The sequence below is a fragment of the Natrinema sp. CGMCC1.2065 genome, assembly GCF_051225675.1.
Lineage (GTDB): Archaea > Halobacteriota > Halobacteria > Halobacteriales > Natrialbaceae > Natrinema > Natrinema thermotolerans.
The window spans coordinates 36,967-49,865 of sequence record NZ_JBPJSJ010000005.1; the positions used below are offsets into that span (position 1 = coordinate 36,967).

The following is a 12,899-nucleotide window of genomic DNA, read 5'->3' on the forward strand; positions in this document are numbered from 1 at the left end:
CTAGGCGCTCGAGCGTGGTATAAGTTGGGTCACGACCGCGAAAACAGCCGAATTAATCCTGAACGTTTCCGTTCCCGCGTCGGCGGCACCACTCGAGGCCGGCCGCGCCCCCGGCGAGGGTGGCGAGTCCGGTAAACCCGGGAATCGAATCGTCGCTCGCGGCATCGTCCCCCGCCCCGTTCCTGTCGGACCCGTTGGACGGACCGGACTCTCGCAGCGACGGCGGATCGGCCTGTTCGCCGGACTCGATCGGGAAGGTGTAGAGTGCCCCCTCGAGCGCGGTGTTGGGAATCGCTTCCGTACTCGAAGCGATGAACGTCTCGCCGGGGTCGGCGACGCGGGCCGTCCAGAACCCGGTCTCGTCGGGATCGCGCCACCACGCGAGCCGTTCGGGGTCACTCGGATCGGAGATGTCGTGGATCTTCACCCCGCCCTGATACCACGACGAGAAGAGCCGGTCGCCGCGGAGATCGAAGTTGTGTGAGGTAGTCCAGCGCCCGCCACCGTGGCTCTCGTCGTCGGTCCGGGGCGGGTCGATCGAGCTTCGGTGGACGGGGGCCGCGGGATCGCTCACGTCGTAGAGGTCGATTCCACCCGGCCGGTCGGGCTCGCCGTCGGTCGCCCAGGCCTCCCGGCCGACCGCCAGAAGCTCGCCGGTATCGTCGACGGCTGCGTAGTGGTCGTTGCCAGGCAACCCGTAGACGGCGTCCTCGTAACCGATCCCTCGTTGGGCCTCGAGAGTGGTGTCGGCGACGTGGGTGATGTACGCGGGGTTGGTCGGGTCGCTCACGTCGACCAGATAGGTGCCGGCGTTCCAGTAGGGAAGGGCGGCGATGTCGTCCTGGACGGAAACGTCGTGGAGATATCGCCCGAGAAACGGACGGTCACGCCAGCCCGGCTCGTGATCCAGGAGGGACCACGAGCCGATCCGCGTAATTTCGCCGTCGACATCGAAGATCGCGAGCGCGTTCGTGTCCGTCTCGGACTCGTTCTCGGCGACGAACAGCAGGTCCCCCTCGAGCGTACAGTTGTGGATGTGGAAGGTGGTCGCGTACTCGTCGACGGCGGTCGGGTCGGCGGGGTCGCTCACGTCGTAGCAGCGAACCCCCATCGGCTCGTAGTCGGGGTTGGCAGGCCCTGCGACGACCAATCGGTCGCCGTCGACACTCACGTCGAGGATATTGCGCAGGGACTCGCCACCGATCTCGACATCATGTTCGGCGAGGACCGTCGGGTTGGTGGGGTCGCTCACGTCGACGGTCGCGAACCCGGTCGTGGTCGCGAGGTACGCCGTCTCGCCGTCGTCGCCGACGACGGCCTCGGCGGCGGCCTCGACGGTGACCCGACCGAGCGGTTCGTACGACGCCTGCCGTGCGGCCGCCGGCGCCGCTTGGACCGCCGAGATCGTGGTCGCGCCTGCCAGCGACAACCCGGCAGCACTGGCCCGGAGGAAGGCTCGTCGCTCCATACGTGTTCGCTCTCGTCCAGCTACATAGAAGGTCCTACTCGAGCGGAGCGGGCAGTGCGGTCACGGAACGCGGGCCGCGGTCGGTCGCGAACGGATGGCGGGCGATCACTCCCGCAGTCGCCGCCGGTCGCCGGTGCCCTCGGTGAGCGCACTCGCCAGCGCCCCCTCGACGACGACGTCGTCACCCTGATCGGTGACGCGAATCTCGGGGACGTTGGTCATCACCATCTCCGAGACGCGCTCGCGGATCGGATCGACGACCAACTCCTCGTTGTACAGGGCGACCGCGCCGCCAAAGGAGACCACGAGCGGGGCGAAGGCGTGGATCACGTTCGTGACGCCGATCGCGTTCCAGTGGGCCAGTTGCTCGATGACGTAATCGGCCAGTTCGTCCTCGCCCGCGAGTTCGAAGACGTCCTTCGCGGTGAAGTCGGGGCCCTCGAGCGGGAGGCTCGTCGAAATCGTCGGGTCGTCCTCGGCCAGCAGGCGGGCGTAGTCGGGGATGGCGTTGCCCGAGCAGTAGGCCTCCCAGTGACCCTCGTGACCGCAGCCACAGGTCAGTCGGCCGCGCGGGTCGACGACGTAGTGGCCGACCTCGCCGGCGTTGCCGTCCCAGCCGCCCACGACCTCGCCGTCACAGCAGACGCCGGCACCGATCCCCGAGGAGATAGTCACGTAGACCATGTCGTCGGGGTTGCGATCGGCGTGAAAGCGCTCGCCGATGACGCCGGCGGTGGTGTCGTTGTGGAGGAAGACGTCGTCGCTGCCGATCAGTTCCGAAATCGGCCCGGTCAGCGGGATCCGATCGATCGAATCGGGGAGGTTCGCTGGGTCGATCACCGCCCCTTCGGCGAGGTCGAACGGTCCGATCGACCCGATTCCGGTCGCGGCGATCCGCTGAGGGTCGATCCCTGCCTCCGCACACGCCCCCCGAAGCGTTCGCAGCACGCCCTCCGTCACATCGATACCAGTCGGCCCGCGCGGCGTCGATCGGCGGCTCGCACCGATCCTCGTCCCGTCGGCCTCGGCGACGACCGCCCGGACGTTGGTCGCACCGAGATCGACGCCCGCATAGTAGACCATGCTGTCCTAGGGACGACCGCGACCCTACTTAACTACCCAGATTGTACTCGCCGATGAGTTGCGATCTCGATACGTCACGGCCGGCGTTGCCCGCCGTCCGGTCCGTGATCGGGGCGTCCCGCCGTCGGCGACACTCGTATGTTACTCTATGACATAGCCATAGTATGGCTACCGACGAGCCACACCCCGACCGCGACGCCGACCCGGCCGCGGTGCCGTCCGACGCCGAACTCGAGGCCCTCCACGAGGTCGAACTCGGACTCGAGTGGATCCAGCGGGCCCAGGGCTGTCTGCTCGAGTTCCACCACGCAACGGGCCACGGGATGGACCACCTCGCCCGGAGCGAGGAGTTGCTCAGGGAGGCCGGTAACGACGACCTCGCGGACGCGATCCGAACCGAACTGCTCCCCCACGGTGTCGTCGACGAGGACCGCTGGTCCTACGACGTCCTCGAGAACTTCCAGACCACGCTGCTCGCGGAGACCCGATCGCTCGAGCGCCGGGTCCGGCGCGAGTTGGCCGACGGGAAACGACACGTCCGCGAACGCCGACAGGAACGGGAGTGGAAGCGACGGGCGGAGAAGTGATAACCGATGCTGTCGGTCGCCGAACGCCGTTCGTGAGTGGGCGTCTGTCGCGTCGCCGCCGGGACACGGAATCGGGCGAAAGCGAGACGGCGGATCGTGGCCTACTCCATCACGTCGAGGTCGCGGAAGTAGGTGACCGGGCAGGGGGCCTGCAGGATGATCTCCTGCGAAACGGAGCCGAGAACGGCCTTTTCGGCGGGCGAGCGCCGGCGGCCGCCGACGACCATGCGATCGGCGTCGACGTCGACCGCCATGTCGACGACCTCGCTACTGACCTCGCCGAGCGCGCCCCTGATCTCGTAGTCGACGCCGGCGTCCTCGAAGCGCTCCGCGAGTTGGGGCACCGGCGCGCGCTCGGCGGCGACTGCGTCGGGGTCGACGTCCTCGGCGCGAGCGTCGAAGCCCAGTTCCTCGTGGATGTCCTCGTACTCGTCTTCGGTGAAGGCGTGGCCGATCACGACCGTCGCGTCGAGTGGATCGGCGATCTCGAGAACGGTCTCGGCGAGTTCCGGAGCGCGTACTGTGTCCATCGGTCCGACCGCAAGGAGTACTGTATCGATTGCCATACCGTCACAGTGGTTGGGCCACCCGCTTAAGTATTCTCGTCGTTGCAGTATTCCAGAAATACCCGACGGGACCCAGGCGCGGACGGGTCGTGGCGGGACTACTCCTCGAACCCGTCGCTGCGGACGAACGTGACGGGACAGGGGGCCGACAGCATCACTTCCTGGGCCGTCGAGCCGAAGATCGCCTTCCCCGTCGGCGACCGCCGGCGACCACCGACGATGACCCGATCGGCACCGGCGCTCTCAGCCAGTTCGACGATCGACGGGCCGTGTTCGCCGACCGCACCCCGAATCTCGTAGTCGACGTCGTGGTTCTCGAGGACGTCCCGGATGTCGTGGATCGTGGCGTGACGCGAGGCCACCTCGTCGGGGTCGATCTCGTTGACGGTCGGATCGAACTCGAGGCGGTCGAGGACGTCGTCGTACTCGCTGCTGGTGAACACGTGCGCGAGAACGACCGTCGCGTCGGCGGGGTTCGCTACCTCGAGGGCAGCCTCGGCCAGCAGTCCGCTTCGGTCGGAATCACCGGGACCGACAGCAAGCAATACTGTCTCTAGCATGGACAGGGATTGCTCGCGCAGCGACGTAAATCCGAGGGTCACGGAAGCGGACGGTGACGGCCCCGTCCCGGGCGATTTTTCCACGTTCTCGCCGACGGGGAAGACATGGACGGACCAGACCTCACGGGGCAGACGGTACTCGTCACCGGTGCCGGCCGCGGCGTCGGCCGCGAACTCCTGTTGGCGACGGCAGACTGCGGCGCGAAGACGGCGGTCCACTACCACACGAGTGCCGACGCCGCTCGCGAGACGGCCGCCGACGCCCGCGAGCGCGGTGCCGAGGCGGCGACGACGGTACAGGCCGACGTGACCGACCCCGACAGCGTCGACGATCTCTTCGAAACCGTCGAAGCCGAACTCGGGGATGTCGACGTACTGGTGAACAACGTCGGCGACTTCGCGCCCGCCCACTGGGAGTCCCTCGCGTTCGAGACCTGGAACCGCGTCCTCGAGACGAACCTCAACGGGACCTACCTCTGCTCGAAGCGGGCGCTGCCGGCGATGCGCGAGAACGAGTACGGTCGGATCGTCAATATCGGGTACGCCTCGAGCGAGCGGGCCATGGTGAGCCCGAAGAACTTCCCCTATTTCGTCGCGAAGACGGGGGTGCTGATGTTTACGCGGATGCTTGCGGCCGACACGGCCGACGACGGGATCACGGTCAACGCCGTCTCGCCGTACGTCGTTGAGAACTCCGACGAGTTCCCCGCGGACCTCCCGCGGGACCGGCCCGCGAGCTTCGAGGACCTGATCGCGCCGCTGTATTTCTTCCTCGATCCCGACAGCGGGTACGTCAGCGGCGAGAACATAGAGGTCGACGGTGGCTGGTTGCCCGAGACGGTGTAATCCGATCGACCCGCGGCGTGATGTGCCGCGGATAGTTTTTGGTCCAGATTTTTGCAAGGAGTGGGTCTCGAACGGCGTGAGAGACCCCGACGCAGTAAAAAGGTGGGTGTAGAACCTCGAGGTCGACGGCGGCTGGTTGCCCGAGACGGTGTGATCCGATCGGACCTGAAGTGGCCCTCGTACGGGCCCGACAGGACCGAGGGGCCGGGGTTGACAACGTTTGGGGCCGTCCTTTCACGCGCTCGGACGCTAACCAGAGTATGAGTCTCCCGATCGCGATGGGGTGGCGGCACCTGCTCTTTGCCAACTGGGCGGTCGATCCTGGGATCGTCGCGGCCCGACTGCCGGACGGACTCGAGGTCGAGACCTACGACGGCCGGGCGTGGCTCTCGGTTGTACCGTATCTCAACGTCGACGTCCGTCCGCGGGGCGTGCCCGCGGCCGCCGGCGTCGATCTGCCCGAACTCAACCTCCGGACCTACGTCAGCCGGGACGGCGAGCCCGGCGTCTACTTCTTCAGCCTCGACGCCGAGGGGGCCCTCGGTGTCCTCGGCGCGCGACTGTTCCACCGGCTGCCGTACTACTACGCCGACATCGAGATCACCGGGACCGAGCGCGGGATCGCCTTCGCGAGCGAGCGCCGGCACCCGGGCGCCGCACCGGCCGAGTTCGTCGGCACCTACGAACCGGTCGGAGACGCGTTCGCGCCCGAGCCCGGCTCGCTCGCGGCGTTTCTCACCGAACACTACCGCTACTACACGACGGCTCGAGACGGGACGCTTCGCTACGCCGACATCGACCACGAGCCATGGGCGCTCCGTGCGGCGACGGCCGAGATCGAGCGGAACACGCTGTTCGAGGCCAACGGGTTCGACGCGCCCGCCGGGACGCCGGTCTGTTACTACAGCCGCGGCGTCGACATCGCGTCCTCGCGGAATCGGCGGTGGGAGTGAGTCGACCGCGGGGCAGTCGAACGCGCCTCTGACCGCTCTCTCGAGCCGAACGTCCGGCGTCGCCGCGTGCGTCGGCGACGACCTCGAGCCCCAGTAGTTACCGGTCGACCGGAAAGAGCGGAACCTACATGTTCGTGAGCCCGAACGGCCACGTACGATGAACGAACCTGGCATCCAGTCGCTGATGGACCAGGAGACGCTCGACCGGCGCGTTCGCACCGGCGAAGCCCCCGAGTGGGTCGCCGACCACTGGCACTCGTTTCGCGAGGGGCTGCTGGGCGAGCGAAACGACACGTCGTTTCCGTGTTTCTTCGGAGCCGAATCGGTCCGGGACGGCGAGCCGATCTACACCGCAGTGCCCTCGATGAGCGACGCCGACGCGCTGTTGACGCTGCGCGATCGGCTCCTCGAGTACCTCGAGGTCTACGAGGACCACTCCGACCGGGCGTCGCTGGTGACCTTTTTCAAACCGCCTTCGGAGCCGCTGTCGGAGCGGGAGTACCACGACGCGCTCTGGCACGTTCTGCAGACGCTGCACTGTCACGACCCCGAGCCCTGGCCCGCGGACATCCCGACCGATCCCGACGACCCCTACTGGGAGTTCTGTCTCGGCGGCGACCCCATGTTCCCGACCTGCCGGGCACCCTTCTATGATCGGCGCAAGAGCCGGTACTGCCCGATCGGCCTCGAGATCACGTTCCAGCCGCGGGCGCTGTTCGAGTCCCTCGACGTCACTGCCGACACCGAGGCCGGCCAGCGCGCCCGCGACGTGATCCAGGACCGCCTCGAGGAGTACGACGGCGTCTGTCCCCACGCCGACATCGGCGACTGGGGCGTCGATGGCGACCGGGAGTGGCCCCAGTACATGCTCTCGTCGGACGAGGAACAGGCCCCGTCGACGTGTCCGATCACGATCACGCGAACGCACCCGAAACCCGCCGCGCGACTGCCATGACGGCGGACGGGGTCGCGATCGGCGACCGGCTCGAGAACGCCGCGCTCGTCCTCGTCGACCTCCAGCGAGGGTTCGACCACCCATCGTGGGGTGAGCGGAACAACCCCGACGCCGAAGCCAACGCCGCGGCCCTGCTCGAGCGCTGGCGCGAGGCCGATCGCCCGGTCGTCCATGTCCGGCACGACTCGACGGAGCCCGACTCGCCGCTCCGGCGCGACGGGGAGGGGTTCGCGTTCAAGCCCGAGACCGCGCCGGCCGACGGCGAGCCGACGCTCGTCAAGTCGGTCAACAGCGCGTTCGTCGGGACGGACCTCGAGGAGCGACTCCGCGAGCGGGAGATCGAGACGCTCGTCCTCGTCGGGCTCACGACCGACCACTGCGTCTCGACCACGACCCGGATGGCGGAGAACCTCGGCTTCGAGCCGATCGTCGTCGCCGACGCGACCGCGACGTTCGGGCGGACGTTCGACGGCGACTCGTTCGATCCCGAAACGGTCCACCGAACCGCGCTGGCCCACCTCGAGGGCGAGTTCGCCGAGATCGCATGCACCGACGAGTTGCTCGCCGTCGATTCCTGATCCCGCGGACGACGCGACGTGCGGACTGGTCGCGATCGCACCGGGAAATCGGACGGGGGTCGCCGACCGTACCGATGACAAAACAGTAATAGAACGGGAGACAGTCAGGGAGACCAATGAGTGACGATCGACGACCGTTCGTGGTCGTGTTACTGGGGAGTGCGCTGGCCATGGCGGGACTCGTTCATCTCTGGCTGCTCCCGCGATATCTCCCGAACGAACCGGTGTCGGCCGGACTAGCGCTGATAGCCGGCTGGGCGAGCGTGACGTTGCTATGTTACGCGATCGGACGACTCCAGTCCGCTCCCCGGGAGTTGCCGAACATGCGGTTTGCCGACATCGGTATCGCGCTCCTGTTGGTCTCGCTGGTGATCGCGCTGGCGCTCGATGCCGTCGGACTCGCGTCCGAAGCGACCGCGCCGGTCTATGCCCTGCCGGCGCTTGGCATCTATGCCGGCCTCGCACTGATCGGCTGGTCGATCGGCCGCCGGACGGAAGCGATCAACGAGATCGTCCGCTAGTCCCGCCGGCTGCTCGTCCGGTCGGGCCCGGCTCACTCGACGCTCGATTCGGAGTTGGCGACGAAGACCGGCACGTCACCGAACCGGACGACGTGATCCGTGACGCTGCCCATCGCCATCCGGTGGACGCCGCCCCGTCCGCGGGTCCCCATGACGATGAGGTCGGCGTCGACGTCGCGGGCGTACTCGAGGATCGCCTCCGCCGGCGGTCCGTCGAGGACCGCCCCGGTGGGCTCGAGGCCGGCGGCCTCGGCGGCCTCGACGACCGCATCGACGGATTCTTGCGCTCGACCCCGCATCGCGTCTTCGGCGCTGGCGGCCTCGCCCGGGAGGCGGAGACCGCCGAGCAGACCGGTGTCGGCGACGCTGACGACGTGTACCGCCGCGTCGTGGGCGGTCGCAAGTTCGATACCGGTCTCGGCGGCGACCTCGGCGTGGTCGCTCCCGTCCGTCGGAAGCACGATCGTGTCAAACATTTCTCGGTCGTACGACAGGCGCGGTGAAATTCCTACCGGAACGTGACTTCGATCGGGGCCGACGGATTAAACGAACGCCAGCGGCACCATCACGGCCACGCCGACGGCGATCCCGGCGAGTAGTTCCCGCTTGCCGCCGCGAGGGAGTCCCTCGCCGACGTCAAGCGCCTCGGGGATGAACTCGGTGAGGACGAGGTAGATCATCGCGCCCGCGGCGAAGCCGAAGCCGTAGGGAAGGAACTCCCGAGCGTAGCGGACGAAGCCGAACGCCAGCACCGCCCCGATCGGCTGGGGGAGACTCGAGAAGACGGCCCACCAGACCATCTTCCATTCGGAGACGCCCATCGAACGCAGCGGGATCGAGATCGCGGTCCCCTCGGGTACGTTGTGGATCGAAATCGCGATCGTCATGAAGATCGCCAGTACGGGGACGGTAAAGCCGAGGAACTGCGCGCCGCCCTCGAGACCGAGGTCCGCGAAGGAGACGCCGATGGCGACCCCCTCGGGGAAGCTGTGAACCGTCAGGATCCCGAGGATGAGGACGAGTTTCTTGAAGTCGGCCTGCTCGTACTCCCGCGGATCGATCTCGGTGTCCATCAGGACATCGTGTGCGATGACGACCAGCGCGACGCCGGCGACCATTCCGATCGCGATCTCGAGGGGTGTCCCCTCGGCCAGCCCCTCCTCGACCAGTCCGAACAGCGACGCCGACACCATGATCCCCGAGGACAGGCCCCAGAGAACGACGTTACGCCGATCGCTAATGCCATCGAAGAAGAAAAACGGGAGCGCGCCGAGGCCAGTCGCCAGCGCCGTGATCAGGCCGGCGATAAACACCAGTACGAGGTTCTCCAGAGCAACCATCTGCCGGATATCGGTGATAAACGTATAAATCGGCGGCGAAAGCGGCGTTCGTAACCGTGTTATCGACGGGTCGTCCCCTCATACGGTGGGAAGCGGGGACGGTCGCTCCGAGATCGCCGACCGATACCGTCAACAGCCACCCGTCGAATGGCACGTGTATGTCACTGTGGCGATCGCGTCGGGCCGGCTCCTACCTCGCGCTGGTGGCCGGAACCACTGTCGCCGCAACGCTACTGTACAACTACGGGATGGCGACCTTGGAGAACGATCCCCAGCCGCTCTACCGGTCGCTCGAGGTCGTCTTCCAGACCTTTACGACGACCGGCTACGGCGAGGATGCGCCCTGGTCGACGCCCCAGATGAACTTCCTGATGATCGGGCTCCAACTGACGGGAATCGGGCTGATCCTCACGGGTGTCGACATCTTTGCCGTCCCGTGGCTCCGGTCGGCGCTCGCGACGACGCCCCCGACGACCGCATCCGACCTCGAGGACCACGTCATCGTCTGCGAGTACTCGCCCCGCGGCGAGGCGTTCATCGAGGAACTCGAGTCCCGCGGACAGGAGTACGTCGTCGTCGAGTCCGACGAAGGAGCGGCGAGGGAACTCCACGAGACCGATCGGCGGGTGGTTCACGGTGATCCCGAATCCATCGACGTTCTCGAGGACGCGGGGATCGAACGGGCGCGGGCGGTCGTGGCCGACGCGGCGGACGACACGAACGCGAGCATCGTTCTCTCGGCGCAGGAGGCAAACCCCGAGATCAGGGTCGTGACGCTGGTCGAGGATCAGCGCCTCGGGGAGTATCACCGGATCGCGGGGGCCGACGAGGTCCTCTCACCCCGGCAGTTGCTCGGCGAGAGCTTCGCCCACCGGGTACCGACGGCCGTCACGACCGCGGTCGACGAAGGGGTCGAGATCGGGAACGATCTGGAACTCGTCGAACTCTCGATCGCCGAGGGAAGCGACCTCTGCGGGCAGACCGCCGACGCGGTCGGGCTCCGGAACCGGTTCGGCGTCGACGGGATCGGTGCCTGGTTCAACGGGGACTTCGAGAGCCCGATTCCGCCCGATCGCGACCTCGAGACGGGGACGCGACTGCTCGTAGCGGGCGAGCCCGACCGGATCGACGAGTTGCGGGCCGAGGCCGCGTCGACGGTCCATCCCTTCGCGGCACGGCGTGTCGTGATCGCCGGCTACGGCGAGGCCGGTATGGCGGCCGGCGAGGCGCTCGCGGCGACGAACACCCGGGTGACCGTCCTCGACAGCGACGACAAGGACGGCGTCGATATCGTCGGAGACGCGCGCGATCCGGCGACGATCGACGAGGTCGGGATCGACGGTGCGTCGGCCGTGATCATCACGCTGGACGACGACACGAGCGCCATCTTTGCCACGCTGGTCGTCCGGGACCTGGACCCATCAGTCGACATCATCGTTCGGGCCAACGACGCGGAGAACGTCCAGAAACTGTACCGTGCGGGTGCGGATTACGTCCAGTCGCTGGCGACCGTCAGCGGGCGGATGCTCGCCTCGACCGTCCTCGAGGACGAGGAGGTCCTGGCCGTCGACAGACAGGTCGACGTCGTGAGACTCCCCGCCGGCGAGTTGGCCGGGCGAACGGTCGTCGACGCCGACGTCCGCTCCCGGACCGGTTGTACCGTCCTCGCTGCGGTTCGAGACGGCGAGACGATCACCGAGTTCGATCCGGCCGCGTTCGTCTTCGAGGCGGGCGACGAGGTCGTCATCGCCGGGACGGACGAGAGCGTCCGCTCGTTCGAGACGCTGTTTCTCGACTGAGAACGCGGCACGCGGTTCGGTCGTCGCGGGTCAGTTCGGTATCGCGGGCCGGCGGCCGCCGCCTATACTAGCGATCGGAGGTCCAGATCGAAGTGCTGTTTCGCGAGTTGGGCGAGCATCGGCGCGTCCTCGAGTTCGAGCAGGCGCGCGATGGCACGGAAGTTCCCCTTGTTCGCCTTGGCCAGCGTGTCGTCGTCGAGGCGCTCGAGGTCCCGCATGAGCTTGTCGTAGCGCTCGTTGGGTGCGAGATAGAGGAGGCGAGTCATCAGCAGCCGGTTGTCGACGTTGGGCGCGACGTCGCGGTGCCAGAGGGTGTCATAGACCGCGAGGTTCTCGGCGGTGGGCTCGATGTCGTCGTGTTTGAGACAGCTGTCGGCGGCCATGGCGGCCACCCGGCCCGACTGCATGCACTTGTTGATCCCCTCGCCCCAGAGCGGGTCGACGGTCGGGACCGTGTCGCCGATGGCCATGAACCGGTCGGTGTGGAGCTGTCCGGGCTTTTGGATGTGGGCCGAGCCGCGGTGTTGCTTGCCGGCGATCTTTTCGGCCTCGCTGAATCGAGGGTCGGTCTCGAGCCAGTGTTCCATGTAGTCGTCGATGGTGTGGCCGTCCTTGGCGTAGCGGCTGTGGTGTTCGTTCTGGATGTAACAGAGGCCGACCTTGGCGGTGTCCTCGCCGGTGTGGAAGATCCACGAGTAGCCGCCGGGCGCGATCTCGTGGTCGAGCCGGAGCATCATCGCGTCACGCAGGTCGGCGAAGCCGGGGCGGTCGATATCGATCCCCTCGAACTCGTACTCGATGCCGATGGCGTGGTTCTCGCGTTTGAGGTCGACGACGTCGAGTTGCTTCGCGAGGGGGGCGCTCGGCCCCGTCGCGTCGACGACGATGTCGCCGTACACCTCTTTGTCGCCGTTGTATCTGACGCCGGCGATCTCGCCGCCCTCCATGATCGGCGCGGTCACGCGGGCGTCGAACCGGTACTCCGCACCCGTTTCGCGCCCGTCTTCAACGAGGTACCGCTTGAAGTCCGCGAACTCCAGTACCGCACCGGGCTGGTCCCGGACGTAGTGTTCGGTCGGGGACTCGAGGACGACGCTGTCGGTGTACTGCATCACTACGTCGTCGGGGATACCGAACGCGGCCATCATCGAGTGGAAGGTTCCCGCAGTGGACTTGTTGCTCTGGCGCGGGAACTCGTCCTCCGCTTCGGTCTCGAGGACGACGACGTCGTACCCCCTGGCAGCGATATCGCGGGCACACTGTGCGCCGGCGGGACCGGCACCGGCGATGACTACGTCGTAGCGGTCGTTCATGTAATCGGGACTGTGGCGGACCTTAATTAGTTTGTCCAGTTACGATGGGCGGTACGTAGTGGAATCCCTTGAGTACCGGGCCTGACTCGGGAGAACCGATAGACCGGTCGTACAGCATCGATACCGGGAGATACTCCGCCAATCGAACAGGTCCGGCGGAACGAATTGCCGTCTCGAACGTAACGCCGTGGGCATAGTTGCCATAGAACAGAGAGTTCTTCGAGGCCGTCCACGACGAGACGCCGCTCGAGGCGGTCGTCTACGCGCGCCTCGAGACCCATACCTCGGAGACGGTCTCGTCCGCCCGTTTGTGCGCCTCGAGGGGTTCGT

Annotated in this window: 14 protein-coding genes; 7 read left to right on the forward strand and 7 right to left on the reverse strand. The window is 67.1% G+C overall.

Features of this window, described 5'->3' with window-relative positions:
* Positions 1 to 52: 52 nt before the first annotated feature.
* Both ACSBP4_RS07145 and ACSBP4_RS07150 read right to left on the reverse strand, forming a co-directional pair.
* Entirely contained in the window at positions 53 to 1,468 is a 1,416-nt protein-coding gene (locus tag ACSBP4_RS07145) for an LVIVD repeat-containing protein (protein WP_435551773.1), read from the reverse strand.
* Between the two features lie 105 nt (positions 1,469 to 1,573).
* Positions 1,574 to 2,551, reverse strand: a complete 978-nt coding sequence (locus ACSBP4_RS07150) for an ROK family protein (RefSeq protein ID WP_006647760.1) — start codon at positions 2,549 to 2,551, stop codon at positions 1,574 to 1,576.
* A gap of 164 nt (positions 2,552 to 2,715) precedes the next feature.
* Between ACSBP4_RS07150 and ACSBP4_RS07155 the strand changes: the two genes are divergently transcribed.
* Positions 2,716 to 3,138 carry a hypothetical protein gene (locus tag ACSBP4_RS07155; RefSeq protein ID WP_049965894.1) on the forward strand — a complete coding sequence of 141 codons (423 nt, stop codon included), beginning with the start codon at positions 2,716 to 2,718 and terminating at the stop codon, positions 3,136 to 3,138.
* Between the two features lie 101 nt (positions 3,139 to 3,239).
* Here the strand turns inward: ACSBP4_RS07155 and ACSBP4_RS07160 are convergent, their stop codons facing one another.
* Both ACSBP4_RS07160 and ACSBP4_RS07165 read right to left on the reverse strand, forming a co-directional pair.
* Positions 3,240 to 3,704: a universal stress protein gene (locus ACSBP4_RS07160; protein ID WP_049905329.1), complete on the reverse strand. Its 465-nt coding sequence runs from the start codon at positions 3,702 to 3,704 to the stop codon at positions 3,240 to 3,242.
* 98 nt (positions 3,705 to 3,802) lie between these two features.
* A complete protein-coding gene (locus ACSBP4_RS07165; RefSeq protein WP_049905330.1) occupies positions 3,803 to 4,264 on the reverse strand; it encodes a universal stress protein in 462 nt (153 codons plus the stop codon).
* Positions 4,265 to 4,369: 105 nt separating this feature from the next.
* Between ACSBP4_RS07165 and ACSBP4_RS07170 the strand changes: the two genes are divergently transcribed.
* From ACSBP4_RS07170 to ACSBP4_RS07190, 5 genes are all read left to right on the forward strand, one after another.
* Positions 4,370 to 5,110: an SDR family NAD(P)-dependent oxidoreductase gene (locus ACSBP4_RS07170; RefSeq protein WP_049965893.1), complete on the forward strand. Its 741-nt coding sequence runs from the start codon at positions 4,370 to 4,372 to the stop codon at positions 5,108 to 5,110.
* 260 nt (positions 5,111 to 5,370) lie between these two features.
* Positions 5,371 to 6,063, forward strand: coding sequence for a YqjF family protein (locus tag ACSBP4_RS07175; RefSeq protein ID WP_435551774.1), 693 nt, complete (start codon positions 5,371 to 5,373; stop codon positions 6,061 to 6,063).
* 157 nt (positions 6,064 to 6,220) lie between these two features.
* Positions 6,221 to 7,018 (forward strand): YqcI/YcgG family protein, encoded by a 798-nt coding sequence (locus tag ACSBP4_RS07180; protein WP_435551775.1) that lies wholly within the window; start codon positions 6,221 to 6,223, stop codon positions 7,016 to 7,018.
* On the forward strand, positions 7,015 to 7,596 hold the full coding sequence (locus ACSBP4_RS07185) for a cysteine hydrolase family protein (RefSeq protein WP_435551776.1): 582 nt from the start codon (positions 7,015 to 7,017) through the stop codon (positions 7,594 to 7,596). The genes ACSBP4_RS07180 and ACSBP4_RS07185 overlap by 4 nt, the downstream gene beginning before the upstream one ends.
* Before the next feature lie 116 nt (positions 7,597 to 7,712).
* Positions 7,713 to 8,117 (forward strand): hypothetical protein, encoded by a 405-nt coding sequence (locus ACSBP4_RS07190; RefSeq protein ID WP_006181548.1) that lies wholly within the window; start codon positions 7,713 to 7,715, stop codon positions 8,115 to 8,117.
* Positions 8,118 to 8,149: 32 nt separating this feature from the next.
* Here ACSBP4_RS07190 and ACSBP4_RS07195 read toward each other — a convergent pair whose 3' ends face one another.
* A complete protein-coding gene (locus ACSBP4_RS07195) occupies positions 8,150 to 8,593 on the reverse strand; it encodes a universal stress protein (RefSeq protein ID WP_006181549.1) in 444 nt (147 codons plus the stop codon).
* A gap of 66 nt (positions 8,594 to 8,659) precedes the next feature.
* A complete protein-coding gene (locus tag ACSBP4_RS07200; RefSeq protein WP_006647769.1) occupies positions 8,660 to 9,457 on the reverse strand; it encodes a ZIP family metal transporter in 798 nt (265 codons plus the stop codon).
* Between the two features lie 158 nt (positions 9,458 to 9,615).
* Here ACSBP4_RS07200 and ACSBP4_RS07205 point away from each other — a divergent pair, with 158 nt between their 5' ends.
* The gene (locus ACSBP4_RS07205) at positions 9,616 to 11,256 is read left to right on the forward strand and encodes a potassium channel family protein (RefSeq protein WP_006647770.1); all 1,641 of its coding nucleotides are present in this window, start codon (positions 9,616 to 9,618) and stop codon (positions 11,254 to 11,256) included.
* A 62-nt stretch (positions 11,257 to 11,318) separates the two neighbouring features.
* Here the strand turns inward: ACSBP4_RS07205 and ACSBP4_RS07210 are convergent, their stop codons facing one another.
* Positions 11,319 to 12,569 carry a digeranylgeranylglycerophospholipid reductase gene (locus ACSBP4_RS07210; protein WP_435551777.1) on the reverse strand — a complete coding sequence of 417 codons (1,251 nt, stop codon included), beginning with the start codon at positions 12,567 to 12,569 and terminating at the stop codon, positions 11,319 to 11,321.
* Between the last annotated feature and the right edge of the window lie 330 nt (positions 12,570 to 12,899).

What these genes read in the sequence shown, in the direction of transcription:
- ACSBP4_RS07160 (WP_049905329.1), bottom strand. Translation starts at nt 3,704, where the DNA reads ATGGCAATCGATACAGTACTCCTTGCGGTCGGACCGATGGACACAGTA.
- ACSBP4_RS07190 (WP_006181548.1), top strand. Translation starts at nt 7,713, where the DNA reads ATGAGTGACGATCGACGACCGTTCGTGGTCGTGTTACTGGGGAGTGCG.
- ACSBP4_RS07200 (WP_006647769.1), bottom strand. Translation starts at nt 9,457, where the DNA reads ATGGTTGCTCTGGAGAACCTCGTACTGGTGTTTATCGCCGGCCTGATC.
- ACSBP4_RS07145 (WP_435551773.1), bottom strand. Translation starts at nt 1,468, where the DNA reads ATGGAGCGACGAGCCTTCCTCCGGGCCAGTGCTGCCGGGTTGTCGCTG.
- ACSBP4_RS07210 (WP_435551777.1), bottom strand. Translation starts at nt 12,569, where the DNA reads ATGAACGACCGCTACGACGTAGTCATCGCCGGTGCCGGTCCCGCCGGC.
- ACSBP4_RS07165 (WP_049905330.1), bottom strand. Translation starts at nt 4,264, where the DNA reads ATGCTAGAGACAGTATTGCTTGCTGTCGGTCCCGGTGATTCCGACCGA.
- ACSBP4_RS07170 (WP_049965893.1), top strand. Translation starts at nt 4,370, where the DNA reads ATGGACGGACCAGACCTCACGGGGCAGACGGTACTCGTCACCGGTGCC.
- ACSBP4_RS07185 (WP_435551776.1), top strand. Translation starts at nt 7,015, where the DNA reads ATGACGGCGGACGGGGTCGCGATCGGCGACCGGCTCGAGAACGCCGCG.
- ACSBP4_RS07155 (WP_049965894.1), top strand. Translation starts at nt 2,716, where the DNA reads ATGGCTACCGACGAGCCACACCCCGACCGCGACGCCGACCCGGCCGCG.
- ACSBP4_RS07205 (WP_006647770.1), top strand. Translation starts at nt 9,616, where the DNA reads ATGTCACTGTGGCGATCGCGTCGGGCCGGCTCCTACCTCGCGCTGGTG.
- ACSBP4_RS07175 (WP_435551774.1), top strand. Translation starts at nt 5,371, where the DNA reads ATGAGTCTCCCGATCGCGATGGGGTGGCGGCACCTGCTCTTTGCCAAC.
- ACSBP4_RS07150 (WP_006647760.1), bottom strand. Translation starts at nt 2,551, where the DNA reads ATGGTCTACTATGCGGGCGTCGATCTCGGTGCGACCAACGTCCGGGCG.
- ACSBP4_RS07180 (WP_435551775.1), top strand. Translation starts at nt 6,221, where the DNA reads ATGAACGAACCTGGCATCCAGTCGCTGATGGACCAGGAGACGCTCGAC.
- ACSBP4_RS07195 (WP_006181549.1), bottom strand. Translation starts at nt 8,593, where the DNA reads ATGTTTGACACGATCGTGCTTCCGACGGACGGGAGCGACCACGCCGAG.